Genomic DNA, 24,580 nt, shown 5'->3' with positions numbered 1-24,580 from the left:
GTCTCTTATCGCCGCTGACGGAGTCGGATACTGCTGCTACCGTCCGGTCAGACCGGCCCATCCGGGGAAGCGCGAAGCGAGGGGGCACCGCCGATGTCGTATGGCTGGGACAACGGGGCGCAGGGCTCACAGCCACCGCAGGGATGGCCGGGGCCCGGGTACGGGCCCGAGCCACAGCGCGGGGGCTCGGGCGCGGTGATCGCCGTCATCGCCGTCCTGGCGGTCCTGGCACTGGCTCTCCTCGGCGCGATCGCCTACCTGGTCCTGCGCCCGGGCGGCGGCGCCGGCGACGGGTCCGGGCAGGCGGCGTCGTCCTCCTCGTCGTCGTCCTCGCCGGCGGCGACCTCGCAGCCTCCGGTGACGGAGACCGCGTTCACCACCGCGCCGGAGCGCGAGACCGTCACCGTCACCCGCGAGGCCCCGCTGCCCCGCACGCCACGTAGTGCCGGGTACCCCGCCGGCGCGGACTCCTCCGGATGGGTCGACAACGCGCAGTCACGGTGCAACGCCGGGGATCCGGCGACGATGATCGGCCGCACCACCCAGGCCTCGTTCTCCATCTGCGTCAACCCGGACAACGGCCGGTACTACTACCGCGGTTCGGCCGGCGGGGCCGGGGTGGAGGTGGACGATCCCGCGGTCTCCGGTGGCTCGGCAATGGTGGCCAACAACGACGTCCTCTATTCGATCGACTCGTCCGGCATGCGGATCTACCAGAGCGGCGATCTGATCTCGAGCCAGCCGATGGTGTCCTTCTGGGCCGACTGACGGGGTGGTCGAGAGCGTGCTCGCGGGGTCCGCTACTCTCCTATCCCGTGCCACGAGCACGGCCCTGTGGCGCAGTTGGTTAGCGCGCCGCCCTGTCACGGCGGAGGTCGCGGGTTCGAGTCCCGTCAGGGTCGCCGGAGAGAGCCGGCGCATTCGGTTCACACCGAATGCGCCGGCTTTCGTCTGTGCCGCTACCGGGGCCCCAACCTCGCCGCGATCGAGTCCCGGGTCGTGGAGAACGTGAACAGGAAGTGTTCGAGCGCCGCCTGGGCGTGCCGGGGGAGCAGAGGGGCGACCGGGACGGTGGTCCGCTGCAGGACGTGCCGACCGTCGAGGATCCACGACGTCTGATCGTCGTCCCGGTTGAGCCGTGCCACCTCGAGCGCGGCGTCGGACCGGGAGCGGACGCCCCGCACGACCCATGCCCAGATGCGGGCGTAGGGATCGTCCACGGTGAACGACACCTGGATCGGGTGGCCGACGTGGTCGAAGACGATGTACCCCCGATCGTCGACCACGCACGACCCACCGGTGACCCGCTCGACGATCACCTCGAACCGATCCCGGGCGTCCTCGTGGTCGGCCACCTCCACCGCCACGTCGATGGGGTTCGGGTAGTCGGCGGGGTCGTTGCCGACGGGCACCGAGTCGGACCGCAGGAGCCGCAGCGCCCCGGTGTGCCGCCCGACGGTGCCCTGGCAGCGCAGGGTCAGCAGTTGGGGGTGCGGCACCCCGAGCCGATCGCGGCACGCGTCGACCACCGCGCGCGCGATGGGCACGGGCGCGGTGGGCGAGGCCTGGGCGGCCATCTCCTCCGAGAGGGGGTGCCCGGCGTGGCGCACGGTCACCCAGGCGAGGGCGCCGTCCGGCGCGAGCTGGACGACGCACCGTCCGCGCGCTCCGGACGAGTCGGACGGGGCGCTGAACTCCATCGCGCCGGCCGTCTCCGGTCGGCGCAGATGTCCGGCGAGTGTGGCCTCGAAGCTGTCCCAGGGGTCCTCGACCGGGCGCAGCGGTGCGCTTCCCGGGCCGGAGCGCTGATCACGCATGGTCATCCCACCGGCGCGAGGGCGGCCACGTCGTCGACCGCCCGGCGGAGCTCGCGCGAGGCGGTGCAGTCACCGAGCCGTTCGGCGACGGCGTCGGCTATCGCGCGGTAGAACCACAACTTCTCCTCCGGACCGGCGTTGAAGAGGCCCCACATGTCACCGCCCAGCCGGTCGTGCGCCGTGACCATCGAGCGCAGGTTGTGGATCTTGTCGGCGGCCGAGATGAGCAGGCACTCGTGGGTGTCCTCGGCCAGCCGCGCGAGGTAACCCTCCTTGCGCACCCGCCACGGCGGGGTCTCCTCGCCGGCGGTCTTCTCCTCCGACACGCCGCGCACGAGTTCGGTGACCCGCTCACCGAACTCGGCGGTCATGTCGTCGGCCGAGTACACCGACGGCGGCACGTCCTCCAACACGTCGTGGAGGAGTGCGGCGACCGCCACGTCCTCGTCGTCGGTGAAGTCCGACACGATCATCGCGACCGCGACCGGGTGGGCGATGTAGGGCGTCGGGTCGTCCTTGCGGGTCTGACCGGCGTGGCAGCGGGCGGCGACCGCGAGCGCGCGGTCGGTGGTGGGGGTCCAGGTGAGCGACATGGTGCACTCCTCGAGGGAGAGGTCCCGGCGCCGGGCGACGCCGCCGGGTCGTGGGTGGAGCCGGTGGTGACCGGTCCTCCCTCCACGCTTACGAGTACACACCACGGGTACGACACGAGGGAACCGTTCGGCGTGGGGCGCGCGTCGTACATGGTGAGGACGCCACGGGGGCGTCCCGGAAGTGGACCGGAACGACGACGAGGAGGGCTCGTGCCCGACGGGACGATCAGGGCGGACGCCGGGAGGATCGCGAGCGCGGTCTCGGTGTTCCGCGACTGTGGGGAGGCGGCCGCAGAGGTGACGTTCGCCGAGGTCGCGGCGCAGCTGGGCGGAGGTCTGCCGGGCGGGTCGGCGATCGAGCAGGCGCTGGACCGGGCGTGCGGCGCGGCCGCGGTGTGCGCCTCGAGAATCGCGGGTCGGCTCGGTGGCCTGGCCGACTTCGCGGCCGAGGCGCATCGGTTCCTCGAGGCCGAGGATGAGGACTTCGCGGCTCTCCTCGGAACGGTGGCCCGGCGGTGAGTCGTACAGTCGGCGACATTCGTCGATGGGACGTGTCCGCACTGGCGGGCGCCGCCGGCGACGTCGGGCGGCAGGGCAAGGTGGCGGAGGGCATCCGAAGGTACCTGGTCGACGGTGCATCGACGTTGGATGACGGCTGGGACGGGCAGGCTGCTGACGCCGTCCTCGACACCGTGGAACGGGAGAAGTCGCACGTCAGCACGCTGGCTGACGGACTCGAGGATCTGGCCGATGCTCTCCGGGGCTCGCAGGCTGCGCTGGGGCCGGCAGTGCAGGCGGTCCGAGATCGGATCGCCGATGCCGGGGCAGCCGGACTCCAGGTGGGCGAATCGTCGGTGCGCCCGGTGTCGGGTCGCGGCGACATCGATCAATCGACAGTCGAGGAACATGCGGAGGCGATCAGCTCCGCGGTCGACACCGTGCGCTCTCTCGATGAGCACTACGGACGGGAGATCGACCGGATCGCCGCCCGGCTCCACGCCGCGATCCCGCCGGAGGTCGACCGGTCGCCGATCCCGGGCCCGGACGACCCGTGGCCGGGTCGCGGTGTGGACGCGATGACGGGGGCCGCGTCAGGGGGCTACCCGGACGTCGCCGATGAGCTCGATCCCCGGACCCGGGGGAGGCACACGCTCAACCCGGTCCCGGACGACTTCGGGAGAGCCGCGGCGACGGGGTTGCGGGGACTCGGTAGGGTCGCCGGGCCGCTCGGTGGCGGGCTCACGGTGTACGACGGCCTGAAGGCCCACGCCGAGGGAAAGACCTCGGTCGGCGAAGCAGTATGGGAGACCGCTGGTGCACTGGGTGGCGGAATGCTCGGTGGCGCCGCGGCCGGCGCCGCTGCAGGGTCGATTTTCGGGCCGGTGGGCACGTTCGTCGGAGCGGGGATAGGCGCTGCCGTGGGGACCTACCTGGGTCAGAAAGCCGGCGACGCAGTGCACGAAGAGCTGTTCGATGAACGTTCGGACGGGTGACATGGCGACGCGGGACGATGACGGACGACGTGAACCACTCGGCAACCGGGAGGGCCCGTACGAATATCCGGCTCTCGAACCCGAGACCGGCTATCGGGCGGGGCGATGGCTCGAGTTCAAGCGACTGTTCGCCCGCTCGTGGAACAACGGATACACCAAGGAGACCGTCATCCTCTGTGGCATCGCCTGGGCGGTGATGGCGTTCGGGATGACGTTCCTCGGCTGGCGCTGACGCCGTCCCCTAGAACGTCTTGGCGTCGATCACGAACCGGTACCGGACGTCCGAGCTCACGACGCGGTCGTACGCTTCGTTGATCTTGTCCGCCGAGATGAGCTCGATCTCGGCGGTGACCCCGTGCTCGGCGCAGAAGTCGAGCATCTCCTGGGTCTCGGGGATGCCGCCGATCATGGAGCCGGTCAGGATCTTGCGGCCGGCGGCGACGGACCCGGCCCGCACCGACATGGGCTCGGCCGGGATGCCGATGTTGACCAGCGCCCCCCGTGGCTTGAGCAGCGCGAGGTACCGGTCCATCGGCAGGCTCGCCGACACGGTGTTGAGGATGACGTCGAAGGTGCCGCGGAGGTCCCGGAGTGTGGCCCGGCCCTCGTCGCCGGCGGTCGCGTAGTGCTCGACGGCGCCGTACTGCAGCGAGTCGTCCCGCTTGGAGGTGGTCTGCGACAGGACCGTCACCTCGGCGCCCATGGCCACGGCCAGCTTCACGCCGACGTGCCCGAGCCCGCCCATGCCGATCACCGCGACCCGCGTGCCCGGGCCGACGTTCCACTGCTTCAGCGGCGAGAACATGGTGATCCCCGCGCACAGCAGCGGCGCCGCCGCGGCCGGGTCGAGCCCGTCCGGGACGGACACCACCATGGGCTCCTCGACCACGATGTGGGTCGAGTAGCCGCCGTTCGTCACCGGGCCCTCGGGGTGGCTCTCGGGCAGCGGGGAGCCGTAGGTCGCGACGGACCCGCGCTCACATTCCTGTTCCTGACCGGCCTCGCACGAGGCGCACTCGTGGCAGGCGCCGACCAGGCACCCGACACCCACGCGGTCGCCCACCGCGTGCCGGGTGACGTCGGACCCGACCTCGCGGACGATGCCGACGATCTCGTGCCCGGGCGCCACGGGGTAGGTGGTCTGACCCCACTCGCCGCGCACGTGGTGGATGTCGGAGTGGCAGATGCCGGCGTACTCGATCTCGATGAGCACGTCGCCCGGGCCGGTGTCCCGACGCCGGATCGTGGTCTTCTCCAGAGGCGCGTCCGGTGCGGTGGCGGCGACGGCGGCGACGTCCATGTGTGGTCTCCCGGTGATCGAGTCGGATTCGAGGTTCGAACTGTCCAGTTCGGGTGTCCGCCACAGTAGAGGCGCCCGCGCCCCCGGCGCAGAAAGCAGAGCTCTCGGGCGGTTCCCGGCCGCGATCGCCTGACGAGTGTCAGCGCTGTGGCTATGATCCAGATCACACCGCCTCCTGTGAAGGAATTCCCACATGGCCGACACCGTCCGCGAACAACTCCTCCGCCACGCCGACTCGGATGTGGTCGCCATCCGCTACGAGGACACCTCGATCACCTGGCGTGACTACATCCGGGGTGCCCAGCAGCGGGCCGGTGTGATCACCGGGGTGCTCGACGGCACCCGGCTCGACAACGCTCAGCCGGACTCGGCCCGCCCCCGCCACGTGGCGACCCTGTTGGAGAACACCCCGGAGATGCTCTACGCACTGGCCGCCGGCGCGCTCGGCGGATACGTGACCGTCGGGCTCAACGCGACGCGTCGCGGAGAGGGCCTCGCACGCGACATCCGCAGATCCGACTGTCAGGTGTTGCTCACGGACAGCGAGCTGCGTCCCCTGCTCGACGGGCTGGACCTGGGTGACGTCAGCGTGATCGACACCGACTCGGAGGAGTGGGCCGCTCTCGTGGCCGCGGCCTCTGCGCCCGAGAACCCCCCGCCGGTGGAGGCCATGGACCCGTTCATGCTCATCTTCACCTCGGGTACCTCGGGCGATCCCAAGGCGGTCCGGGTCGGCAACTTCACCGTGACGATGTCCGGGGAGAACCTCGCCCCGTCCTTCGGCCTGACCTCCGATGACGTGCTGTACCTGTCCATGCCGCTGTTCCACTCCAACGCCATCATGAGCGGCTTCTCCCCGGCGATCGCGGCCGGCGCCACCATGGTGCTGGCCCGCCGGTTCAGTGCGTCACGCTTCGGAGACGACATCCGCCGCTACGGCGTGACCTATATGAACTACGTGGGAAAACCGCTGGCGTACATTCTCGACACCCCACCGCGGCCGGATGACGCCGAGACCACGCTCCGCGCCGCGTTCGGCAACGAGGCGGCGGCCAAGGACATCCCCGCGTTCGCGCAGCGGTTCGGGTGCGAGGTCCGCGACGCCTACGGCTCCACCGAGCTCGCGGTGATCATCGTGCGGACCGAGAACTCGCCTCTCGCGTCCATCGGGGAACCGTTCCCGGGGGTCGCCGTGTACGACCCCGCGACCGGTCAGGAGTGTCCCCGCGCGGTGTTCGACGACGACGGGGCCGTCACCAACCTCGACGAGTGCGTGGGTGAACTCGTGAACACCGAGGGGGCGGGGTTCTTCGCCGGGTACTACAACGACGACACGTCGACGTCGGACCGGATGAGGGACGGGATGTACTGGTCGGGCGATCTGGCCTACCGCGACGCGGACGGCTACGTCTATCTGGCCGGGCGCAGTGGGGACTGGCTTCGGGTCGACGGCGAGAACATGGCCACCGGCATCGTCGAGGAGATCCTCCTGCGCAACCCGGCCGTGTCCCGGGTCGCCGTCTACGGTCTGCCGGATCCGCGCGGGGTGGGTGACCAGCTCGCCGCGGCGATCGTCCCCCGGCACGACTCGGAGCTGGACCCGGCCGGGTTCGAGCAGTTCCTCGCCTCGCAGGCGGACCTGTCGCCCAAGGCGTGGCCGCGCTGGGTCCGCATCGCCGGGGACCTGCCCACCACGGCGACCAACAAGATCCTCAAGCGCGAGCTCATCAAGCAGGGCGTGGGAGCCGCCGGTGCCGACGCGGCCGGGGACTCCTGGTGGGAGCGCGACGAGCGGGGCACCGAGTACACCGAGCTGGCCGTGGTCCGCGCGTGACGCGGGCCGCGGAGGCGGGGAGGCGCTGATGGTCTACGTCGTCACGCGGTTCGACTTCCGCGCGCCGGGCGCCGGGCCGGAGGAGCGCCGGGACCGCTACCGGGCCGCCCTCGACATGGCCCGGTACGCGGAGGAGACCGGCCACGACGCCGTCAACCTCTCCGAGCACCACGCCTCCGAGGACGGGTACCTGCCGTCCCCGCTCATCGCCGCGTCGGCGGTCGCGGCCGTGACCGGCAGCGTCCCCATCACGGTGTGGGCCCTGATCGCGCCGCTGTACGACCCGGTCCGCCTCGCGGAGGACATCTCCGTGCTCGACCACCTCGCGTCGGGCCGTGTCAGCTTCACCTTCGGGCTCGGTTACCGCCCGGTGGAATACGCGCTGCACTCACGCGAGTGGAGAACCCGGGGCACCCGTCTCGACGCCCAGCTGGAGACCATCCTGGCCGCCTGGCGGGGCGAGCCGGTCGGCGACGACCCGGCGGACGGTTCCCCGCGGTCCTCGCCCACCCCGCGACCGTTCTCCGATCCCCACCCCCTCATCTTCCTCGGTGGTGGCGGGGCGGCCGCCCGGCGGGCCGGTCGTCTCGGCATGCATTTCCAGCCGCAGGTCGACGATCCCGAGCTCACCGCGCTGTACCGGGCGGAATGCCTCGCCCACGGGCACCGGCCCGGCCTCGTCGTCGAACCCGTTCCCGGCCCCGCGACGGTGTTCTGCGCCGAGGACCCCGACGAGTTCTGGGCGCGGCACGGTCATCACCTCCTCGCCGACGCCCTCGGGTACCGCGCCTGGCAGACCGGCGCGGGCGACGCCGGCGGCACCCGGAGTTCCTTTGTGCACTCCGACGCCCGCACGGTCGACGAGCTCCGCGACGAGGGCGTCTACGTGGTGGCGACCCCCGACCAGCTGGTACGACTGGTGCGCGACGGCGACCTGGGGCTCATCACCAACCACCCGCTGTGCGGGGGTATCCCGATCGAGGCGGGGTGGGAGTCACTGCGGTTGCTCGGCGAGCGGGTCCTGCCGGAGGTCCGGTGAGGGGCCCGTCGCGCCCGTAGTCTCGGGCGAATGAGATACGAGACCACTCGAGGAACCGTCCGCAGGGGTGCCCCCGGCCGAGCAGTCCGCTACTGGGCGATGCCCGCCGCCCTCGGCACGATGGGGGCGCTGCACTTCGTGGCGCCCCGGCCGTTCGACGGACTCATCCCACCGGAACTGCCGGGCAGTCGGCGCGCGTGGACCTACGGCTCGGGCGTCGTGGAACTGGCGGTCGCCGGGCTACTGGCCGCGCCCGGCACCCGGAAGTTGGGCGGTGCGGCCGCGACCGCGCTGTTCATCGGTGTCTTCCCTGGGAACCTGCAGATGGTCCGCGCGTGGCGCCGCAAGCCCGTGTGGCCGTATCAGGTGATCGCGTGGGGGCGGCTGCCGCTCCAGGTGCCGATGATCCTCGCCGCCGACAGCATCCGCCGCGGCGCCTGACCCCAACCCGGGTGCCTGACCCCACCCGGGGTCCGGCCCGCGCTCAGTCGAGGCGCCAGGCCCCGATCCGGGCGAGCGCGTCCCGCTTGACGCCGTCCGGCGCGAACGACGACTCGATCGACGCCCGCGCCACCCGGACGAGACGCTCCACCGAGACGCCCATCCGCTCGTGGGCGGCCACGTACTCGTCCACGACGTCCACACCGAACAGCAGCGGGTCGTCGGCGCCCAGCGAGCAGCGCACCCCGGCCTGGAGCAGCTGCGCCAGCGGGTGCTCCTCCAACGAGGGGTACACGTCCAGCACGACGTTCGAGGTGGGGCATACGTCGAGGCAGGTCCCGCGCTCGGCCAGCAGCTCCAGCACCCGGGGGTCCTCCACCGCGCGGACGCCGTGCTGGATCCGGTCCACACCCAGCTCGATCGCCGACCGCACCTCCTCCGGGCCGGCCAGCTCGCCGGCGTGGGGCACCACCCCGAGTCCGGCGTCCCGGGCGATCGCGAACGCCTCGGCGGCCTCCGCGACCGGGTTGTCCCGCTCGTCGGCGACCAGGCCCACCGCGACCACGCCGCGGTCGGCGAACCGCGCGGCCAACCGGGCCGCCTCCAGCGCGTGGTCGGGGCCGGCACCGCGGTCGATGCTCACGATGGAGCCGGTCCACACTCCGTGACGACGCCCTGCGTCGGCCGCGGCCGGGAGGACGAACTCGAGCGCCTCCTCGGCGGATCCGAACGCCACCGCCTTCTCGGGGATCGAGGCGAACTCGAGCGCCACGACGCCCTGTGCCGCGGCATCGGCGACCACCTCATCCAGCAGCCGCTCGACCCGCTCCGGGGTGCGCAACAGGGCGATGAGCAGGCCGTACGCATCGAGGAACGCCGTGAAGTCCGCGTACTCGACGAGCGGCGGCACCTCGATCCCGTCCTCACCGCACCACTGGCGCAGTGTCGCCTCGCGCATCGCCGCCTCGAGATGCACGTGCAGGTGCGCCTTGGGCAGCCCGGCGAAGCGGCCGTACAGGTCGGGCCGACCGGCAGGGGCCGGTGCCGTCACGCCTTGGGCTCGACGTCGCGGGCCTCGTCGGCGACGTGCTGGTGGGTCATGGGGTCGGAGCCGTCCCAGGCGGTGACGTTCCTGGCCCGCGGCAGGTCGTCACGGTGGAACACCGGGTTGTGTCCCTTTGCCTTCTGCTGCAGGTAGTGCTGCAGCAGCGCCACGGCGAGTCCGCCGAGCGGGATGATCGCGATGAGGTTGATGGTGGCCATGAAGCCCATGAACAGATCCGCCAGCCCCCACACGAGGTCGACGGACCCCAGTGCCCCGCCGACCACGGCGACCAGGACGAGCCCCCGGAAGACGTTGATCGCGCGCGGACTCTCGCGCAGGAAGTTGATGTTGGCCTCGCCGTAGTAGGAGTTGCCGAGGATCGAAGAGAATGCCAGGAAGAAGATGACCACCATGAGGAACGGCACGCCCCAGTCCCCGACCTGCGAGGCGAGCGAGTCCTGGGTGAGGGTGATGCCCTCCCTGTCCCCACCGAACTCGGGGTCCGCCAGCAGGATGATGAACGCGGTCGCCGAGCACACGACGAGGGTGTCGAAGTAGACGCCCAGTGCCTGGACCAGGCCCTGCTTGACGGGGTGGGAGACCGATGCGGTGGCGGCGGCGTTGGGGACCGAGCCCATTCCGGCCTCGTTGGAGAAGAGGCCGCGGCGCATGCCCTGCATGATCGCCGCGCCGATCGCGGCTCCCGCGACCTCGCGGAAGCCGAGGGCGTGGCCGACGATGAGGGAGATCATCCCGGGGACCTCGGTGATGTTGATGGCCACGACGATGAGGGCGACGACGACGTAGGCGGCAGCCATGACCGGGACCAGGATCTCGGTGACCGCCGACAGGCGACGTACGCCGCCGAAGATGACGAGGCCCGTCACGATCGCCAGCACCACGCCGATGACGACGCCGGAACCGGTGCCCTCGAGGTCGAACTGGTTTCGGACGGACTCCGAGATGGAGTTGGCCTGGACGGCGTTGAACACGAAGCCGTACGTGACGGTGATGATCACCGCGAACGCCACGGCCATCTTCTTCCAGCCCAGCCCGTCGCGGATGTAGTAGGCGGGCCCGCCGATGTAGGAATCCTTGCCCTTGATCTTGTACAGCTGGGCGAGGGTCGACTCGATGAACGCGGTGGCGCCGCCGATGATCGCGATGAGCCACATCCAGAACACCGCCCCGGGCCCGCCGACGGTGATGGCGATCGCCACACCTGCGACGTTTCCGGTCCCCACCCTGGAGGCGGCGGAGATGGTGAAGGCCCGGAAGGCGGAGATGCCCTTCTTGTCCGGTTCGATGTCGGAGGGCTTCTCGACGATCGTCCGGAGCATCTCCGGGAACATCCGGATCTGGACGATCAGTGTCGTCACGGAGAAGTAGAGGCCGGCCAGAACCAGCAGGGCGATGACGCCGTACCAGTAGACGTCGTTGATGCTCGCGACGAGCTCGGTGAGTTGGGTCACGGATCGACCCTAGTAACGGATGCACCGGTCCGCCAGTGAACCTCCTAGGGTGGAGGGGTGATGACTTCGGGGGCAGGTGACGCGCTGGGTGCAGCGCAGGCGCCCGCGCGGCCGGCGACCCTGGAGCCGACCGCTCCGGACGTCGCCCTGCTGTTCGAGGGCGGCGGCATGCGGGCGGTGCACACCGCCGGTGTCGTGGAGACGTTGATCGAGGCGGACATCCACACCGGGCTGGTCGCCGGGATCTCGGCGGGCGCCTCCCACCTGGCCAACTACGTGTCCCGCGATGCGGTGCGGGCGCGCAAGAGTTTCGTGGAGATGGCCGCGGACCCTAATTTCGGCGACTGGCGCAGTTTCGCCCGCGGCAAGGGTTTGTTCAACGCCGAATACATCTATGAACAGGCGGGCCTGCCGGACCAGGTGCTGCCGTATGACTTCGAGACGTTCGACGCCAGCGGTACCGCTGCGCGGATCGGGACATTCCGCTGCTCGGACGGCGAGACCGTGTTCTGGACCGAGGACGATGTCGCGTCGATGAGCGACCTCATGCGGATGGTGCGGTCGTCGTCGACGATGCCGGTGTGGATGCCGCCGGTACTCATCGACGGCGAGTACTACGTCGACGGGGCGCTGGGCCACGACGGGGGGATCCCACTGTCGGCGGCCCGCGACGCGGGGTACGACAAGTTCCTGGTGGTGCTGACCCAGCCGCGCGGGTACCGGAAGATCCCGCCCCGTCGGCTGACGCCGTTCTACCGTTCCTATTTCCGCCGTTTCCCTGCGGTCGGCGAGGCTCTGATGCACCGCTGGGCCCTCTACAACGAGACGCTCGACGAGATCGAGGCGCTGGAGGATTCGGGTGACGCGCTGGTCTTCCGCCCGCACCGGGTGATGATCAGGAGCTACGAACGCCGGGTCGACCGACTCGCCGAGGCGTATGTGCTCGGGCGCGAGCAGGCCCGGCGTGAGGTGGACACCTGGCTCGACTTCTGCGGGATGTGACGCACGCCCGGAAATGCGAGACGCCCCGGTGGCGAACCACCGGGGCGTGTCGAGTCGGGATCAGGAGCCGAAGATCCTCGCTCCGCCCTCAAGGGTCTCGAGAATGTACGAGGGGAGACGGATCAGTCCGTCGATCGCAGCGGAACCGAACGGCCCCGGCGCGATGGCGAGCGAGCCGTCAGCGAGGTCGCCCCAGAAATTGGAGAAGGAGCCCATGTTGTTTCCTTTCGACTGCGGCACCACGGTATGTGGGCCATGTCTCAGACGGTACGACCGGTGACGTGGTCCACGCCACCGCTGTGCCGTGACCCCGCCGCGCCTTAAGTGAATACCTAACTATTATCCTGCAGTGTTCCGAGTTTGTGAATAAATGCCTAGGCTCGCTGGCGGGGCGTCTGGGACACAGGTTCGCAACCGCCGGATCGCCAGGCCTGCTCCGGAATGGAGTGCTCTCATGTTGGGAAGCCTCGCAAACCTCGCCGCGTCGTCGATCGGGGCGGCCGGAAGTCTCGTCCAGGATTCCGGCTCGACGCTCGTCGATTCGGCCACGTTCCTCCCGTTCCACGTCGTCCAGATTCTCTGGGGGACCCTGTTCGGTATCGCCGGGGATCTCGGGTCGGCGGTAGGGACTTAGACCTAAGACACGTTGACACCACTCCGTCGGCCGCCCCTCCCTGGGGAGTGGCCGGCGGCGACCGCGTAGGCGGGTGGGCGGGGGGGTGGGTAGCTTAGGTCACCCTTGATAGACAGACCAGTCTGTCCTGACTATTGTCGCGGGCATGACCGACACTGCAGCCGCCCCCCGCCCCGCTCGTCCTGCGCGGGCTCCCAAGCCTCAGGGGCAGTGGAAGATCGACGGCAAGCTCACGCTGAACCACAACGAGGAGTTCAAGCTGGAGGACGACGCGCTCAACGTGCGGCAGCGGATCCTCGACACGTACTCCAAGGAGGGCTTCGGCTCGATCCCGTCGGACGACCTCTCCGGCCGTATGCGCTGGTGGGGCCTGTACACCCAGCGCAAGCAGGGCCTGGACGGATCGCGCACCTCGAAGCTCGAGGCCGACGAGCTGCAGGACGAGTACTTCATGATGCGCGTCCGTACCGACGGCGGCGCGGTCACCACCGACCAGCTGCGGGTGCTGGCCGGCATCTCGACCGACTTCGCCCGCGGCACCGCCGACATCTCCGACCGGCAGAACATCCAGTACCACTGGATCGCCATCGAGGACGTGCCGCAGGTCTGGCAGCGGCTCGAGGACGTCGGGATCGACACCGTCGAGGCCTGCGGCGACTGCCCGCGAGTGATCCTCGGCAGCCCGGTCGCCGGTGTGGCGGAGAACGAGATCCTCGACCCGACCCCGGTGATCGAGGAGATCAAGGCCAAGTACATCGGCACACCGGAGTTCTCGAACCTGCCGCGCAAGTTCAAGTCCGCCATCACCGGCCACCCGAGCCTCGACGTGGTCCACGAGATCAACGACATCTCGCTGGTGGGCGTCGAGCACCCCGAGTTCGGACCCGGTTACGACCTGTGGGTGGGCGGCGGCCTGTCCACCAACCCGCAGCTCGCGACCCGAATCGGCGTGTTCGTCCGTCAGGAGGAGGCCGCCGAGGTGTGGGCCGCGGTGGTGGGCATCTTCCGCGACTACGGGTACCGCCGCATGCGCACCCGCGCACGTCTCAAGTTCCTCATCAAGGACTGGGGCGCCGAGAAGTTCCGCCAGATCATGCAGGACGAGTACCTGGGCCGGGAACTTCCGGACGGCCCCGCACCCAAGCGCGGCGTCGGGTCCGGTGACCACGTGGGCATCTTCGAGCAGAAGGACGGCCGCTACTACGTGGGCGCCGCCCCGACCGTCGGCCGTGTGGGCGGCGAGAAGCTGGCGCAGGTCGCCGATCTGGCCGAGGCCGCCGGTTCGCACCGCGTCCGCTTCACGCCGCACCAGAAGCTGCTGGTGCTGGACGTCGAGCCGGACAAGGTCGACCAGCTGGTCGACGGCCTGGCCGAGATCGGCATGTACGCCCGCCCGAGCTCGTTCCGCCGCGCCACCATGGCGTGCACCGGGATCGAGTTCTGCAAGCTCGCCTTTGTCGACACCAAGGACACGGCCACCGCGCTGGTCGACGAGTTGGAGCGGCGCTTCGCCGACGACGCGCCCCTGCGCACGCCGTTGTCGATTCACCTCAACGGCTGCCCCAACAGCTGTGCCCGCATCCAGACCGCCGACATCGGACTCAAGGGTCAGCTGCTCGACGGTGACACCCCCGGCTTCCAGGTCCACCTGGGCGGCGGTCTGGCGTCCCAGGACCAGGAGTCGGGCGGGCTCGGACGCACGGTCCGCGGACTCCGCGTGCCGTCGGCGGAACTGCCCAACTATGTCGAGCGTGTGATCCGCAAGTACATGGAGACCGGTGCCGGCGGCGAGACCTTCGCCGAGTGGGCCCACCGGGTAGACGAGGAGGTCCTCGTATGACAGCTGTAGCCCTGGAACTGCTGCCCCGCAGCACGGTCCTCACCCCCGGCCCCGGCCGGAAGCGCACCACCTCCGAGCTCAAGGCGATCGCCGAGGAGGCCGGCCGTCGCTTCGATGACCGCGGCCTCTACGGGAACCACGCCGAGATCGACCCCGCCGAGGTCCTGGCCTGGGCGGGCGAGACGTTCGGTGACGCACTCGCGGTGGCCTGTTCGATGGCCAACACGGTCGTTCCGGAGATGACCGCACCCCACGCGCCCGGCGTGGACGTGCTGTTCCTCGACACCAGCTACCACTTCTCCGAGACCGTCGGCGTCCGCGACGCCCTCGCGGCGACGCCCGGACTCAACGTGGTGGACGTGCGCAGCCCGGCGACCCGCGCCGAGCACGAGGCCGCACTCGGCCCGCGCCCCTTCGAGACCGACCCCGAGCTGTGCTGCCGCCTGCGCAAGGTGGAGCCCCTCGACGCCGCCCTGTCCGGCTACGAGGCGTGGATCACCGGACTGCGCCGCGTGGACACGGACCACCGGGCCGGTGCGGCCATGGTCGAGTGGGACGAGAAGCACTCGATGGTCAAGATCAACCCGCTGGTCGCGTGGACCCTGGAGCGCGTGCACAACTACGCCGCCGAGCACGGGTGCCTGCTCAACCCGTTGCTCGACGACGGCTACCCGTCGATCGGCTGCGAGCCGTGCACCCGCCGCGTCGAGGCCGGCGCGGATCCCCGTTCGGGTCGCTGGGCGGGGTCGTCCAAGACCGAGTGCGGCATCCACCTGTGACCAGCGCGCTCTCGGCGCCGCCCGCCGGTCCCGCACCGGCGGCGTCGCTGGACGGGCTCCCGCTCACCGTGGGCCTGGCCGGGCGCGAGGTGCTGCTCGTCGGGGCCGGGCCGGTCTCGGCCCGCCGGGCGGTGGCTTTCCTCGAGGCCGGCGCGGAGCTCCGCGTGGTGGCCCCGCGCGTCGACCCGGCGATGGCGGACCTGGCCGCGCGGGCGGGCGGTCACCTCGTCGTCGTCACCAGGCCGTTCGCCCCATCCGACCTGGACACTCCCTGGATGGTGCACGTCGCCACCGGCGACCCCCGGGTCGACGCGGAGATCGCCGCGCTATGCGAGGAGCGCCGCATCTGGTGCGTCACCGCGGGTGACGCCGCCCTCGGCTCGGTGCGGGTGCCCGCCCGCACGGCCGTCACCACGCCCGCCGGGATGGTGCGCATCGCCGTCGACTCGGGCGACCCCCGGCGGTCCGTGCGGGTCGGGCGGCACGTGGCACGCTCGCTGGCCACCGCGCCGGCCGGACTGCGCGCGCGTCGCCGCCCGGCCACCGGGTGGGTGGCGCTCGTGGGTGGCTCCGGCGACGGTGACCTGCTCACCGTGCGCGCCCGGCGCCTCGTCCACGCCGCCGACGTCCTGGTCACCGACGGCGCGGCCGATTCCGGCCTCCTCGCGGAACTGGACGACGACGTCGAGGTGATCGAGACCGGACCCGACCTGCCCGCCGCGCGGGTGGCCGAACTGGTGGCGACGCGGTTCGCCGCGGGGCACGGGGTCGTGCGGATCGCGGCGGCGGCCACCCTGGCCGCGCGGGCCCGCGAACTCGACGCCGTCGGGGTGGAGTTCGAGGTCGTCCCGGGCGTGGTCTGAGAGGTTCGGTCTAACCCCAGGCGGCGGTGAGGGCGTCGTCGATCCCGTCGCGCACCGCGCTTCGCACCTCGTCGATCGAGGGCGGCGGCCCGGAGTCCCACAGCACGGGTTCGCCGGCGGCCGCGACGGCGTGACGCGGAGGAAGTCTGGCGTGTTCGCGGCCGTGGTAGACGATGCCCACAGGCAACACCGCAACCCTGGCTCCCGCTTCGCGCGCGCCGGCCACCATCATCCCGACGCCCTTCTTCACCGAGTCGAGCCGTAGCGTCCTCAGGTCGTCGGCCGAGGAGTTGGTGCCCTCGACGAACGTCAAGACCACGCCGCCGTCGACGAGCCGGTCGACGCAGAGGCCGATGAGTCGGGCCGCGGCGGCGTCGTGGATGTCGGCGGCCGTGCCCTGGTAGTTCTTCGCGCGGAAGACCGGCACGGTGCCCGTGTACTCGAAGACCGGGCGCAGCGGGCCGCGGAACAGCGGGTCCTTGGTCAGGCCCGTCCCTTCGCAGAGGAAGCGAATCCGCTTGTCGAACAGCACGGCGGCCAGCACCGTCGGATCGTGTGCCGACGGGTGGTTGACAGCGACCACGATCCCGACGCCGTCGGCGTGGAGACGGTGCAGTTCGGAGACGATGTCAGGCGAGATCCGCAGCCGGGGACGGTAGATCGCGTCGACCAGGGTCAGCAGCGGATAGGTGAACCCGTTCCGGCGCCGCCCCGGCCCGTAGTAGTCGTACACGGCCTCCCAGTTGGCCACGGTGACCTCGGGCCGCGCACCCCGCCTGCCGACTGCGTTCATGTTCACAGTGTCGCCGAGCGGATGCCGCGCCGCAGGCGGATTGCGGCATGCTCGACGGGGTGAGCACTCTCGGTACGAATCCCCGCCTCCTGCTGGTCGCCCACGGCACCCGGTCGGCGGCCGGCCGCCGCGTGCTGGGCCGCGTCCTGCTCGAGACGCGTAAGCAGCTGCCCGGCGTGGACTGCCGGCTCGCCTGGGTGGATGTCCAGTCACCTGGGCCGGACCGAGTGCTCGCCGACGCGGCGCCGACCGTGGTGGTGCCCGCGTTTCTCGCCCGCGGGTTCCACGTCACGCACGACGTCGGACAGGCCTGCCGCGAAGCCCCGGGCCCGGTCGTCCAGACACCACACCTCGGCGCGGAGCCGGAGGTCGTCCGGGCGCTGATGCAGCGCCTCGCCGAGTCCGGTGCGGTGGGGGCATTCGGCGCCGACGCCGTGGTGCTGGGGGCGGCGGGCAGCAAGAACGAGTCGTCGCTGGCGGAGACGAGGACGCTCGCCGGGACGCTCTCCGACCTGCTGGGTGTGCCGGTGACCTCCGGTTTCGCCTCGGCGGCGAGCCCGACCATCGCCGAGGCGGTCGAGCGGTTCCGTGCCGGGGGACTGCGGCGGATAGCGGTGGCGACCCACCTTCTCGCCCCCGGTTTCTTCGCCGACCGGATGGCTGCGGCAGGCGGGGATATCGTCTCTCCACCACTCGGCGCACACCCCGAGATCATTGATCTGATTGCCCGGAGATATCGGGACAATTCCGCGTCAATCGACCACTGAACAGTTGTCGGATATCCCGGAGAGTTCAGTACTGAAAACATCGGCGGGAGGTGTTATCCAAAACATACATGTGCGTATTGCGACTTCTCTGTGCATAATGTCTCCATATAGACGGAGCAGGACCGGCCCAGGGGGAAGAAAGCATGGCACAGCAGTTCCAGGTGCAGTACATCGACGACCTCGACGGAACGGATCTCGGCAGCGAAGCCAATACGATTTCGTTCGCGTTCGACGGTAAGGAATACACGATCGATCTCAGTGATGAGAATGCTGAGAAGTTCCGCGAGGCCATGGCGCCGTACGTGGAGAACGGACATCGCGTCTCGTCGAGCGGTAAGGCAAAGCCCGCACGCCGGGCGGCCGCCAAGTCCTCGTCATCCTCGGGTGATACCAAGGCGATTCGCGAATGGGCACGGAACAACGGATACGAGGTCTCCGACCGCGGTCGAATTCCGTCCGACATCATGGACGCCTACGCCGCGGCCAATTGATACGGATACCGGGGGATACGAACTGAACACGGACGCCGACTGACCCCGCCGACACCCGACGAGGCGGCGAACCGGAATCGCGCACGAAAGTAGGGCCCGCAGTCCCCGCAAGGGGCTGCGGGCCTTTCTCTTCGCCTGCTGACCGTGCGGGACCCGGCCGGCTCTGTGGAGTCGCCCGGCCCGGCCCGGAGCCGACGTCCGAAGTCCTGGTTCCGCCGGGGTGTGCGTCCGGAATCGACCAAAGACGGCGCACAGCCAGGCCCGGATCGGGCGAAGCGGGCGCGCAGGTCAGAGGGGACGCGCAGGACAGTGGGGACGCGCTTCCGCGAGGCGGCCGCGGCCGGGCTCGAAACGCCGTCACAGCATGTAGGACACCGTTGTCACGGCGTGCTCGGCGGCGCCTGCCCGACGCGGGGCGCTGGTGTGATGGCGGAGCCACGACAACGGCATCACGGCGTCTGCGGCGACACGCCACACCGCTATGACACCGATCTCCTCGTCGTCGTCGTACCCTGCCGGGGTGACCCCTTCCTCGCCGCGCGCCGCCACCCGCGCCCCCAACCACGCCCAGTACGACGAGGCACTGCGCCGGGGGATCCTCGACGAGGCCACGCGTCGGCTCCGGGACGCGGCGCCGGAGTCGCTGGGGCTGCGGCCGCTCGCCGCCTCCCAGGGCACCTCCACCACGGCGATCTACACGATGTTCGGCGGCAAGGCCGGCCTGCTCGCGGCCGTCGCGCACGAGGCCGACCGCCAACTCGCCGCCGCCCTGCGCGAGTCGCTGCGCCACGGCAGCGTCGAGGGCGACATGCGCTCGCTGTGCCGCGCGTACCGGCGGTGGGCGCTGGAGAACGAGGGTCTCTACGGTCTGGTCGTGGGCGAGCCCGTGCGCTCGCCGCGCGCAGGTGTCGCCGGGAACGCGGACGGGCCGGTCGACGCGCTGTGGCGTGAGCCGCTGCTCGAGGTGGTGGACGCGGCCGTGGACGAGGGCGTGTTCCGCTCCGTCGACGTGCACGAGACGGCCACCACGATCTGGGCGTCGCTGCACGGGGTCGTGTCCCTGGAGCTGAGCGTGTGGCGGTCCTCGCCCAGCGCGGAGCAGTACTTCGAGACGCAGCTCGCGGCGATCCTGCGATCGTGGGCGGCGGGGTCGGCGGGCGGCGCGGTCGGCCTCGGCGCCACCGGCACGGACGGGGTGGCCCGATGACCGATCGCGCGTTCTTCACCCTCGACGAGTCCGGGGCCTATGTCCCCACCGTCTTCGCACGTAGCGCCTGGTCGGACAGCATGGTCAACGGCCCCGCCGTCGTCGTGGCCGCGGCCCGCACGCTCGAGCACGAATTCGGTGCCGAGGAGTTCCAGCCCGCCCGCCTCACGGTGGACCTGTTCGCGCCGGTGCGCAACGAACCTCTGGTCGTGCAGACCGAGGAGATCCGCAGCGGCAACCGCATCCGCGTGGCCGACGCGCGGCTGATCCAGGGGGACAAGGCCGTCGCCCGCGCCACGTTCGTCCAGCTGCGCCGCGGTGAACAGCCGCCGGGCAGAGTGTGGCGGTCCGGACGGGCGCTCGCGGCACCGGCCGGCGCGGATCCCGGGGAGTCCGGGCCGGGGAGCAACGTGTTCTTCGGTAGCGGCGAGCCCGGCCCCGCGTGGGACCGCGACATGGGTGCGCATCAGAACGACCAGCGCAAGCGCTTCTGGATCCACCCGTTGGACGTGGTGGTGGGGGAGTCGGCGTCCGCGTTCCAGCGGGCCGTCATCGTCTCCGAGTCCACGAGTCTCATGACGCACTGGGGGGACGAGGGGATCGGCTTCATCAATGCCGACCTCACCGTGGCACTGGCCCGGCTGCCGAGGTCCGGGGACATCGGGATCGAGGCCGACGAGCACGTCAGCTCGGACGGCGTCGCCGTGGGCACGGCCTCGCTGTTCGACCGCGACGGGATGTTCGGCACCGGCACCGTGGTGGCGGTGTCCAACGCGGGGCGACAGATCGACTTCACCCGCCGCCGGGCCGACGGTAAATCGCGCCCCGGTTCCGACGAGGCGACCCGCGTGTGACCGCCCGACTCGGCCAGACCAGGATGCTCGACGCGCTCGAGGCGCAGGTCGGGCTGGTGCGGTTCGCGCTGGCCGGGGACGGGCCCGGGACCGTCGTGGACGTCACCGCCCCGGTGGGCACGTGCCCGGGATGGACCGTGCACGACCTGGTGGTCCACCTGGGCACCGTCAACTGGTGGGGCGGCGCCACGGTCCGCGAGGCCACGCCCGACTCGCGGACCCGGGGGATGAGCCCGGTGAAGCACTCCGCGCCGCCGGCGACCGAGGGGTCCGCCGCGCTCGTCGACTGGTACTCGGGCCGCGCCGCCGAGATGCTCCGGACCTTCACCGACACGGCCCCCGACGCCCCCGCCTGGACCTTCTCCGGCCCGGGCCGCGCCGACTTCTGGCCGCGGCGCCAGCTCCACGAGACCCTCGTCCACCGGTGGGACATCGAGAACGCCCTGCACGGTGCCGCCGCCACCACGCCCGTGCCGGAGGACGTCGCCGTGGACACGGTCGACGAGTTCTGCACCGTCATGCGTCCGCACATGGCCGCCCACGTGCCGCCGCTCGCGGTGACGATCCGGCTGCGCGCCCTACCCCACGGCCCGGAGGGGGCGGCCGCGGGAGGCCTCGCCACGGGCGCAGAACCGCTGGGGGCGGGGTCCCTCGGTGCGGTGGAGTGGGAGCTGCCCGCAACGGACGGTGCGGGCCCCGACTCCACGGGCGTGGTCGAGGTGGCGGGGCCGCCGGAGACCCTCGCGCTGCTGCTGTGGGGACGCGTCGGTGCCGACGCCGCAGGACTGGAGATCACCGGCGACCGCGACGGCCTCGACGCCGCCCTGGAGGCCGGACTGTCCACGTGAGCGGGCCGACGCAGTGAGGTTTCCCGCCGCGGTGGCGTTGGTCGCGGTCGGTGGCGCCGTCGGGACCTACGCGCGTGTCGCGGTGTCGCTGGTGGTCCCCGACCCGGCGCTCGTGGCGACCCTGGTCGTGAACCTGGTGGGTGCGTTGGCCCTCGGGTATGTGGCGACCCGGTTCGCCGACGCCGGTGGACCCGATGGTGCGAGTCGGGACCGGGAACGACGACGACGAGGTACGCGGCTGCTGCTCGGCACCGGCTTCTGCGGGGGATTCACCACCTACTCCCTCGTCGCCCTGGAGGCCGCGATGCTCATGCAACGGGGCGATGTGCCCGTCGCCGTCCTCTACGCCGCCGCCACGCTGGCTCTGGGCGCGGCGGCGACGATGCTCGGGATCGTTCTGGCGTCCCGGGGGCGCCGGGACCGGGCGCGGGCGGCCACGTGAACATCACCCTGGTGCCCATGACGTGGGACGACGCCGTCCTGGCCGGGTGGCTCGCGCTGGGCGGGGGCGGCGGCGCGGCACTGCGGTACGTGCTGGACGTGGCGGTGTCGTCGCGCTGGCGCCGCCCGTTCCCCCTGGCGACGTTCCTCATCAACGTGTCGGGTTCACTGGCCCTCGGTCTGCTCGTGGGCTGGTTCTACGCGGGCTCCGCAGGGCCGGGCTGGTCACTGGCGGTCCCCGTGATCGGCACCGGTCTGCTCGGCGGGTACACGACGTTCTCCACCGCGAGCTACGACACGCTCCGCCTCGGCCGCGAGGGGCGGGTCGGCATGGCGCTGGCCTACGCGGTGGGCACGATGGTCGTCACGATCATCGCCGCCGCGCTGGGCTTGTGGCTGGGCGCGCGGTGGGCCACGGTGTAGTGATGGGCGCGGTGAAGTGATGGGGCATCGGATGTTCGTCGCGGTCATGCCACCCGACGGGGTCCGCGAGGAACTGGAGCGGTTCCTCGAACCGCGGCCGGGCCTGACGTGGACGAACCCCGCCCAGTGGCACCTCACCCTGACGTTCTGTCCCGACGTCGACGACTGGCGCCTCGACGAGCTGACCGAGCGGGTGGAGGCGGTCGCCCGGAAGCACGAGCCGTTCACGCTACGACTGGCCGGCGCGGGGGCGTTTCCGTCCGTCGAGCGGGCGAAGGTGTTGTGGGCGGGGGTCGATCAGTCCGAGGATCGGCCGCTGAACGCACTGGCGGCGGGCGTCCGCTCGGCCGCCAATGCGTCGGGCTGCGCCCCGGACGGCGCCCGGTTCCGTCCGCACCTCACGCTCGCCCGGCTCGGCGGCCGCGACGACGCGACCGCCTGGCTGCGGGTGCTCGACACCTTCTCGAGCAGCGAGTGGGAGGTCTCCGAGGTCGCCCTCGTCGACTCGTTCCTCGGCGAGGGGCTGCGGGGCCGAGCTCGCCACGAGGTCGTGGCCCGGTTACCGCTGGGTGCGGGCGAGCGACGCTGGTGGGACCCTCCCGGGGGTTGAACACCCAGCCGATCAGAGCGTGGCGCACTGGCCTTCGCGCTCGCCGCCGACCTGGTTGCCGCCACCTGTCGGGGCCTGGGCATTGGCCTCGCACTCGAGATCCCCGCCGATCGTGTTGCCCTCGTACCGCTGCGGGCCGGAGTTGCGCTCGGACTCCAGGCTGTCGCCGATGCGGACGTTCTCCACGGTCGCCTCGCCGCCGGAGCCCAGCTCGATCGAGCCGGACACCTCGCCGCCGGAGACCAGGACGGCGGCGTGGCCCTCGGCCTCGATGTCCTCGGTGACGCGGACGTTCGTAACCTCGAGTCGGCCGCCACCGAGGACGTCGATGTCGCCGGTGACGGTGAGGTCCGAAAGGACGCACGTCTGCCCGTCACGGACGGTGACGTCGCCGGTGACGTCCTGCCCGGAGACTTCGGTGTCGCAGTTCGCGCGGTCGACGTCGGTCGCCGCGTCCCGGCGATCCCCGGCGGGCTGCCGGGACGTGTCGGGCGTGGCCTCGGCCGGGGCGGTCACGGTCGCCGTGACGGTCTGGTCTGCCGCGGCCGGTTCGTCACCGGATCCGGAGGTGCACCCGGCGGTGACGAGCAGGACGGCCACCGGGAGGGCGAGTAGGGCCCGACGTCGTGCGGAGGGGGTGGTGGCGTGGACGGACATGGAAAGCAACCTTTTCGCTCGGGGCGCCGGGGCCCTGACACATGCTCCGGCTCGGTGGGTTCGACTCCACGGTAGGTGCGGGACATGAGGCCGAGATGAAGAGCAGAGGAAGGACTTGTCATCTACCGGGCGGTGGGGATCGTCTCACCGGGCCTTCCGGGGGCTGAATCGGGCGGGCCGGGCGACGGCTACCGTATGGTCCGTGGAACTCATCGGGACCGTCGATCCGGCTCACCCTCTCGTCGTCGTCGCGCTGGAGCAGGAGGCGCGGCACTTCGTCACCGACTTCCCGGTGCTCGTCACCGGCGTCGGCAAGGTGCGCGCGGCCGTGGCCGTCGCGCACGCGCTCGGTGGCGGGACCCGTCCGCGTGAGCTCGTCAACGTGGGCACCGCCGGGGGTCTGCACCCGGGGATGGAGGGCACGCACGAGATCGTGACAGTGTTCCAGCACGACTTCGACGACCCCGCCCTGCACGCCGTCACCGGCCGGCACGACGGCCCACCGCTGGCCCTATCCGCCACGCGCGCGGTGACCCCCGAGCACGCCGCCGCGCCGTCGGGGCCCGGGGGGTCGGCCGCACCCGTCCTCGCGACCGGCGACAGTTTCGTTGCCGGCGGTCCGGTGCGCGACCGCCTGGCCGGGATCGCCGACCTGGTGGACATGGAGGGGTACGCGGTGGCCGCGACCGGAGCGATGCTGGGCGTACCGACGCGTCTGGTCAAGCACGTCTCGGACTCCGCCGACGAGGCCGCGGGCACCACGTGGGTCGAGGGCGTCGACGCCTGCGCGCGGATCCTGGCGGAGTGGGTGGGTACCCGGTTGGGGTGAGCATTCGAACGTGATCGAACCCTTGTGTTAGTCCGCCTGCGTGGGTATCGTCGAATGTAAGTTCGACACCGACAGGGCGGGGGTGGAATGGTGACGACGACGAGTTCGCTGTTCGCCGTACCCGAGCCCCTCGGCATGGTCGACATGGAGGCTGTCAGCGAGGCGGCCCGTGCCGCGACGCTGGCGCAGAACCGTGCCGGGGCCACGCGGCTCGAGGCGGCACACGTCCTGGTCGACCAGTTCGCCCGGTCCGCCCAGGCCCAGGCGGACGAGGGAGGCGCCGGCGCCGGGTCGCGTCGGCCCGCGTACGCCCGGCTGGATTCGGAGGCCCGGGCACGCGATCACCTCGTGGTGGCGTGTCAGCTCACGTGTTGGCACGCTGCGCGGTTGGTGAAGGCCGGGATGCAGATCCACCGGCGGCTGCCCCGTCTGCGATCCACGGTCGACCGCGGTCTGCTGCCCGAGCAGGTGGCGGTCGATATCGCCTGCCGCCTGGCCGAGGTGCCCG

Annotated in this window: 29 protein-coding genes, 1 tRNA gene and 1 pseudogene; 23 read left to right on the top strand and 8 right to left on the bottom strand. The window is 71.2% G+C overall.

All coding sequences use genetic code 11. The features are described from left to right. Nucleotides 1–93: 93 nt before the first annotated feature. Nucleotides 94–768 (top strand): hypothetical protein, encoded by a 675-nt coding sequence (locus tag AC3DE3_RS16810; RefSeq protein WP_260486238.1) that lies wholly within the window; start codon nucleotides 94–96, stop codon nucleotides 766–768. 60 nt (nucleotides 769–828) lie between these two features. Continuing rightward, nucleotides 829–902: transfer RNA gene (locus AC3DE3_RS16805), tRNA-Asp, on the top strand. Nucleotides 903–959: 57 nt separating this feature from the next. Here AC3DE3_RS16805 and AC3DE3_RS16800 read toward each other — a convergent pair. Both AC3DE3_RS16800 and AC3DE3_RS16795 read right to left on the bottom strand, forming a co-directional pair. Then, a complete protein-coding gene (locus tag AC3DE3_RS16800) occupies nucleotides 960–1,817 on the bottom strand; it encodes a T3SS (YopN, CesT) and YbjN peptide-binding chaperone 1 (RefSeq protein ID WP_488370775.1) in 858 nt (285 codons plus the stop codon). A 2-nt stretch (nucleotides 1,818–1,819) separates the two neighbouring features. Then, nucleotides 1,820–2,410: an HD domain-containing protein gene (locus AC3DE3_RS16795; RefSeq protein ID WP_260486240.1), complete on the bottom strand. Its 591-nt coding sequence runs from the start codon at nucleotides 2,408–2,410 to the stop codon at nucleotides 1,820–1,822. Nucleotides 2,411–2,620: 210 nt separating this feature from the next. On the opposite strand from AC3DE3_RS16795, the gene AC3DE3_RS16790 reads away from it, so the two are divergent. From AC3DE3_RS16790 to AC3DE3_RS16780, 3 genes are read left to right on the top strand one after another with little or no spacing between them, the layout of a single operon-like run. Beyond that, nucleotides 2,621–2,929, top strand: coding sequence for a hypothetical protein (locus tag AC3DE3_RS16790; protein ID WP_260486241.1), 309 nt, complete (start codon nucleotides 2,621–2,623; stop codon nucleotides 2,927–2,929). Continuing rightward, the gene (locus AC3DE3_RS16785) at nucleotides 2,926–3,903 is read left to right on the top strand and encodes a WXG100 family type VII secretion target (RefSeq protein WP_488370774.1); all 978 of its coding nucleotides are present in this window, start codon (nucleotides 2,926–2,928) and stop codon (nucleotides 3,901–3,903) included. Before AC3DE3_RS16790 ends, AC3DE3_RS16785 begins: the two co-directional genes overlap by 4 nt. Continuing rightward, nucleotides 3,884–4,135, top strand: a complete 252-nt coding sequence (locus tag AC3DE3_RS16780; RefSeq protein ID WP_488370773.1) for a hypothetical protein — start codon at nucleotides 3,884–3,886, stop codon at nucleotides 4,133–4,135. Before AC3DE3_RS16785 ends, AC3DE3_RS16780 begins: the two co-directional genes overlap by 20 nt. A 9-nt stretch (nucleotides 4,136–4,144) precedes the next feature. On the opposite strand, the gene AC3DE3_RS16775 is transcribed toward AC3DE3_RS16780, so the two are convergent. Next, a complete protein-coding gene (locus tag AC3DE3_RS16775) occupies nucleotides 4,145–5,203 on the bottom strand; it encodes an NAD(P)-dependent alcohol dehydrogenase (RefSeq protein WP_488370772.1) in 1,059 nt (352 codons plus the stop codon). Between the two features lie 193 nt (nucleotides 5,204–5,396). Between AC3DE3_RS16775 and AC3DE3_RS16770 the strand changes: the two genes are divergently transcribed. The 3 genes from AC3DE3_RS16770 to AC3DE3_RS16760 are packed head-to-tail and all read left to right on the top strand — an operon-like array spanning nucleotide 5,397 to nucleotide 8,517. Beyond that, the gene (locus AC3DE3_RS16770; RefSeq protein ID WP_260486245.1) at nucleotides 5,397–7,037 is read left to right on the top strand and encodes an AMP-binding protein; all 1,641 of its coding nucleotides are present in this window, start codon (nucleotides 5,397–5,399) and stop codon (nucleotides 7,035–7,037) included. A gap of 28 nt (nucleotides 7,038–7,065) precedes the next feature. After that, nucleotides 7,066–8,076, top strand: coding sequence for an LLM class flavin-dependent oxidoreductase (locus tag AC3DE3_RS16765; protein WP_488370771.1), 1,011 nt, complete (start codon nucleotides 7,066–7,068; stop codon nucleotides 8,074–8,076). 30 nt (nucleotides 8,077–8,106) lie between these two features. After that, entirely contained in the window at nucleotides 8,107–8,517 is a 411-nt protein-coding gene (locus tag AC3DE3_RS16760) for a DoxX family protein (protein WP_396118741.1), read from the top strand. 43 nt (nucleotides 8,518–8,560) lie between these two features. Here the strand turns inward: AC3DE3_RS16760 and add are convergent, their stop codons facing one another. Together add and AC3DE3_RS16750 are read right to left on the bottom strand one after the other, a co-directional pair. Beyond that, on the bottom strand, nucleotides 8,561–9,568 hold the full coding sequence (add, locus tag AC3DE3_RS16755) for an adenosine deaminase (protein ID WP_488370770.1): 1,008 nt from the start codon (nucleotides 9,566–9,568) through the stop codon (nucleotides 8,561–8,563). Continuing rightward, complete coding sequence (locus tag AC3DE3_RS16750; protein ID WP_260486248.1) at nucleotides 9,565–11,034, bottom strand: alanine/glycine:cation symporter family protein; 1,470 nt, start codon at nucleotides 11,032–11,034, stop codon at nucleotides 9,565–9,567. Before AC3DE3_RS16750 ends, add begins: the two co-directional genes overlap by 4 nt. A gap of 60 nt (nucleotides 11,035–11,094) precedes the next feature. On the opposite strand from AC3DE3_RS16750, the gene AC3DE3_RS16745 reads away from it, so the two are divergent. After that, the gene (locus tag AC3DE3_RS16745) at nucleotides 11,095–12,036 is read left to right on the top strand and encodes a patatin-like phospholipase family protein (RefSeq protein ID WP_488370769.1); all 942 of its coding nucleotides are present in this window, start codon (nucleotides 11,095–11,097) and stop codon (nucleotides 12,034–12,036) included. 60 nt (nucleotides 12,037–12,096) lie between these two features. Here AC3DE3_RS16745 and AC3DE3_RS16740 read toward each other — a convergent pair whose 3' ends face one another. After that, complete coding sequence (locus AC3DE3_RS16740; RefSeq protein ID WP_488370768.1) at nucleotides 12,097–12,252, bottom strand: hypothetical protein; 156 nt, start codon at nucleotides 12,250–12,252, stop codon at nucleotides 12,097–12,099. A 238-nt stretch (nucleotides 12,253–12,490) separates the two neighbouring features. Between AC3DE3_RS16740 and AC3DE3_RS16735 the strand changes: the two genes are divergently transcribed. The 4 genes from AC3DE3_RS16735 (at nucleotide 12,491) to AC3DE3_RS16720 (ending at nucleotide 16,152) form a co-directional block, all read left to right on the top strand. Further along, nucleotides 12,491–12,670, top strand: a complete 180-nt coding sequence (locus AC3DE3_RS16735) for a hypothetical protein (protein WP_488370767.1) — start codon at nucleotides 12,491–12,493, stop codon at nucleotides 12,668–12,670. A gap of 145 nt (nucleotides 12,671–12,815) precedes the next feature. Beyond that, a complete protein-coding gene (locus AC3DE3_RS16730) occupies nucleotides 12,816–14,510 on the top strand; it encodes a nitrite/sulfite reductase (RefSeq protein WP_488370766.1) in 1,695 nt (564 codons plus the stop codon). Further along, the gene (locus AC3DE3_RS16725; protein WP_488370765.1) at nucleotides 14,507–15,289 is read left to right on the top strand and encodes a phosphoadenylyl-sulfate reductase; all 783 of its coding nucleotides are present in this window, start codon (nucleotides 14,507–14,509) and stop codon (nucleotides 15,287–15,289) included. The genes AC3DE3_RS16730 and AC3DE3_RS16725 overlap by 4 nt, the downstream gene beginning before the upstream one ends. Beyond that, complete coding sequence (locus tag AC3DE3_RS16720; RefSeq protein ID WP_488370764.1) at nucleotides 15,286–16,152, top strand: NAD(P)-dependent oxidoreductase; 867 nt, start codon at nucleotides 15,286–15,288, stop codon at nucleotides 16,150–16,152. The genes AC3DE3_RS16725 and AC3DE3_RS16720 overlap by 4 nt, the downstream gene beginning before the upstream one ends. Nucleotides 16,153–16,162: 10 nt before the next feature. Here AC3DE3_RS16720 and AC3DE3_RS16715 read toward each other — a convergent pair whose 3' ends face one another. Beyond that, entirely contained in the window at nucleotides 16,163–16,945 is a 783-nt protein-coding gene (locus tag AC3DE3_RS16715) for a lysophospholipid acyltransferase family protein (RefSeq protein ID WP_260486254.1), read from the bottom strand. Between the two features lie 59 nt (nucleotides 16,946–17,004). Here AC3DE3_RS16715 and AC3DE3_RS16710 point away from each other — a divergent pair, with 59 nt between their 5' ends. From AC3DE3_RS16710 to thpR, 8 genes are all read left to right on the top strand, one after another. Beyond that, complete coding sequence (locus AC3DE3_RS16710; protein ID WP_260486255.1) at nucleotides 17,005–17,712, top strand: sirohydrochlorin chelatase; 708 nt, start codon at nucleotides 17,005–17,007, stop codon at nucleotides 17,710–17,712. Between the two features lie 143 nt (nucleotides 17,713–17,855). Further along, complete coding sequence (locus tag AC3DE3_RS16705; RefSeq protein WP_260486256.1) at nucleotides 17,856–18,203, top strand: histone-like nucleoid-structuring protein Lsr2; 348 nt, start codon at nucleotides 17,856–17,858, stop codon at nucleotides 18,201–18,203. A gap of 520 nt (nucleotides 18,204–18,723) precedes the next feature. Next, nucleotides 18,724–19,410 (top strand): TetR/AcrR family transcriptional regulator, encoded by a 687-nt coding sequence (locus AC3DE3_RS16700; protein WP_488370763.1) that lies wholly within the window; start codon nucleotides 18,724–18,726, stop codon nucleotides 19,408–19,410. Further along, nucleotides 19,407–20,264: an acyl-CoA thioesterase domain-containing protein gene (locus AC3DE3_RS16695; RefSeq protein WP_488370762.1), complete on the top strand. Its 858-nt coding sequence runs from the start codon at nucleotides 19,407–19,409 to the stop codon at nucleotides 20,262–20,264. Before AC3DE3_RS16700 ends, AC3DE3_RS16695 begins: the two co-directional genes overlap by 4 nt. Continuing rightward, nucleotides 20,261–21,112, top strand: coding sequence for a maleylpyruvate isomerase N-terminal domain-containing protein (locus AC3DE3_RS16690; protein ID WP_488370761.1), 852 nt, complete (start codon nucleotides 20,261–20,263; stop codon nucleotides 21,110–21,112). Before AC3DE3_RS16695 ends, AC3DE3_RS16690 begins: the two co-directional genes overlap by 4 nt. A 13-nt stretch (nucleotides 21,113–21,125) precedes the next feature. Beyond that, nucleotides 21,126–21,554, top strand: a complete 429-nt coding sequence (locus AC3DE3_RS16685) for a fluoride efflux transporter FluC (protein WP_488370760.1) — start codon at nucleotides 21,126–21,128, stop codon at nucleotides 21,552–21,554. Next, on the top strand, nucleotides 21,551–21,976 hold the full coding sequence (crcB, locus tag AC3DE3_RS16680) for a fluoride efflux transporter CrcB (protein WP_488370759.1): 426 nt from the start codon (nucleotides 21,551–21,553) through the stop codon (nucleotides 21,974–21,976). Before AC3DE3_RS16685 ends, crcB begins: the two co-directional genes overlap by 4 nt. A gap of 31 nt (nucleotides 21,977–22,007) precedes the next feature. Then, nucleotides 22,008–22,586: an RNA 2',3'-cyclic phosphodiesterase gene (gene thpR / locus AC3DE3_RS16675; RefSeq protein WP_488370758.1), complete on the top strand. Its 579-nt coding sequence runs from the start codon at nucleotides 22,008–22,010 to the stop codon at nucleotides 22,584–22,586. Nucleotides 22,587–22,598: 12 nt separating this feature from the next. On the opposite strand, the gene AC3DE3_RS16670 is transcribed toward thpR, so the two are convergent. After that, nucleotides 22,599–23,243 carry a hypothetical protein gene (locus AC3DE3_RS16670; RefSeq protein WP_488370757.1) on the bottom strand — a complete coding sequence of 215 codons (645 nt, stop codon included), beginning with the start codon at nucleotides 23,241–23,243 and terminating at the stop codon, nucleotides 22,599–22,601. Between the two features lie 202 nt (nucleotides 23,244–23,445). Between AC3DE3_RS16670 and AC3DE3_RS16665 the strand changes: the two genes are divergently transcribed. Continuing rightward, on the top strand, nucleotides 23,446–24,072 hold the full coding sequence (locus AC3DE3_RS16665; RefSeq protein ID WP_488370756.1) for a nucleosidase: 627 nt from the start codon (nucleotides 23,446–23,448) through the stop codon (nucleotides 24,070–24,072). An 87-nt stretch (nucleotides 24,073–24,159) separates the two neighbouring features. Further along, nucleotides 24,160–24,580 (top strand): annotated as a pseudogene (locus tag AC3DE3_RS16660) (HNH endonuclease); the annotation flags it as partial.

The sequence above is a fragment of the Dietzia sp. IBK-p2-16D genome (assembly GCF_057773085.1).
The sequence above is the reverse complement of the archived record's forward strand: the minus strand, read 5'-3'. Positions and strand labels throughout refer to the sequence as shown.

What these genes read in the sequence shown, in the direction of transcription:
- AC3DE3_RS16725 (WP_488370765.1), top strand. Translation starts at nt 14,507, where the DNA reads ATGACAGCTGTAGCCCTGGAACTGCTGCCCCGCAGCACGGTCCTCACC.
- AC3DE3_RS16775 (WP_488370772.1), bottom strand. Translation starts at nt 5,203, where the DNA reads ATGGACGTCGCCGCCGTCGCCGCCACCGCACCGGACGCGCCTCTGGAG.
- AC3DE3_RS16730 (WP_488370766.1), top strand. Translation starts at nt 12,816, where the DNA reads ATGACCGACACTGCAGCCGCCCCCCGCCCCGCTCGTCCTGCGCGGGCT.
- AC3DE3_RS16745 (WP_488370769.1), top strand. Translation starts at nt 11,095, where the DNA reads ATGACTTCGGGGGCAGGTGACGCGCTGGGTGCAGCGCAGGCGCCCGCG.
- AC3DE3_RS16760 (WP_396118741.1), top strand. Translation starts at nt 8,107, where the DNA reads ATGAGATACGAGACCACTCGAGGAACCGTCCGCAGGGGTGCCCCCGGC.
- AC3DE3_RS16715 (WP_260486254.1), bottom strand. Translation starts at nt 16,945, where the DNA reads ATGAACGCAGTCGGCAGGCGGGGTGCGCGGCCCGAGGTCACCGTGGCC.
- AC3DE3_RS16670 (WP_488370757.1), bottom strand. Translation starts at nt 23,243, where the DNA reads ATGTCCGTCCACGCCACCACCCCCTCCGCACGACGTCGGGCCCTACTC.
- AC3DE3_RS16695 (WP_488370762.1), top strand. Translation starts at nt 19,407, where the DNA reads ATGACCGATCGCGCGTTCTTCACCCTCGACGAGTCCGGGGCCTATGTC.
- AC3DE3_RS16705 (WP_260486256.1), top strand. Translation starts at nt 17,856, where the DNA reads ATGGCACAGCAGTTCCAGGTGCAGTACATCGACGACCTCGACGGAACG.
- AC3DE3_RS16810 (WP_260486238.1), top strand. Translation starts at nt 94, where the DNA reads ATGTCGTATGGCTGGGACAACGGGGCGCAGGGCTCACAGCCACCGCAG.
- AC3DE3_RS16770 (WP_260486245.1), top strand. Translation starts at nt 5,397, where the DNA reads ATGGCCGACACCGTCCGCGAACAACTCCTCCGCCACGCCGACTCGGAT.
- AC3DE3_RS16795 (WP_260486240.1), bottom strand. Translation starts at nt 2,410, where the DNA reads ATGTCGCTCACCTGGACCCCCACCACCGACCGCGCGCTCGCGGTCGCC.
- AC3DE3_RS16735 (WP_488370767.1), top strand. Translation starts at nt 12,491, where the DNA reads ATGTTGGGAAGCCTCGCAAACCTCGCCGCGTCGTCGATCGGGGCGGCC.
- thpR (WP_488370758.1), top strand. Translation starts at nt 22,008, where the DNA reads ATGTTCGTCGCGGTCATGCCACCCGACGGGGTCCGCGAGGAACTGGAG.
- AC3DE3_RS16740 (WP_488370768.1), bottom strand. Translation starts at nt 12,252, where the DNA reads ATGGGCTCCTTCTCCAATTTCTGGGGCGACCTCGCTGACGGCTCGCTC.
- AC3DE3_RS16765 (WP_488370771.1), top strand. Translation starts at nt 7,066, where the DNA reads ATGGTCTACGTCGTCACGCGGTTCGACTTCCGCGCGCCGGGCGCCGGG.
- AC3DE3_RS16800 (WP_488370775.1), bottom strand. Translation starts at nt 1,817, where the DNA reads ATGCGTGATCAGCGCTCCGGCCCGGGAAGCGCACCGCTGCGCCCGGTC.
- AC3DE3_RS16780 (WP_488370773.1), top strand. Translation starts at nt 3,884, where the DNA reads ATGAACGTTCGGACGGGTGACATGGCGACGCGGGACGATGACGGACGA.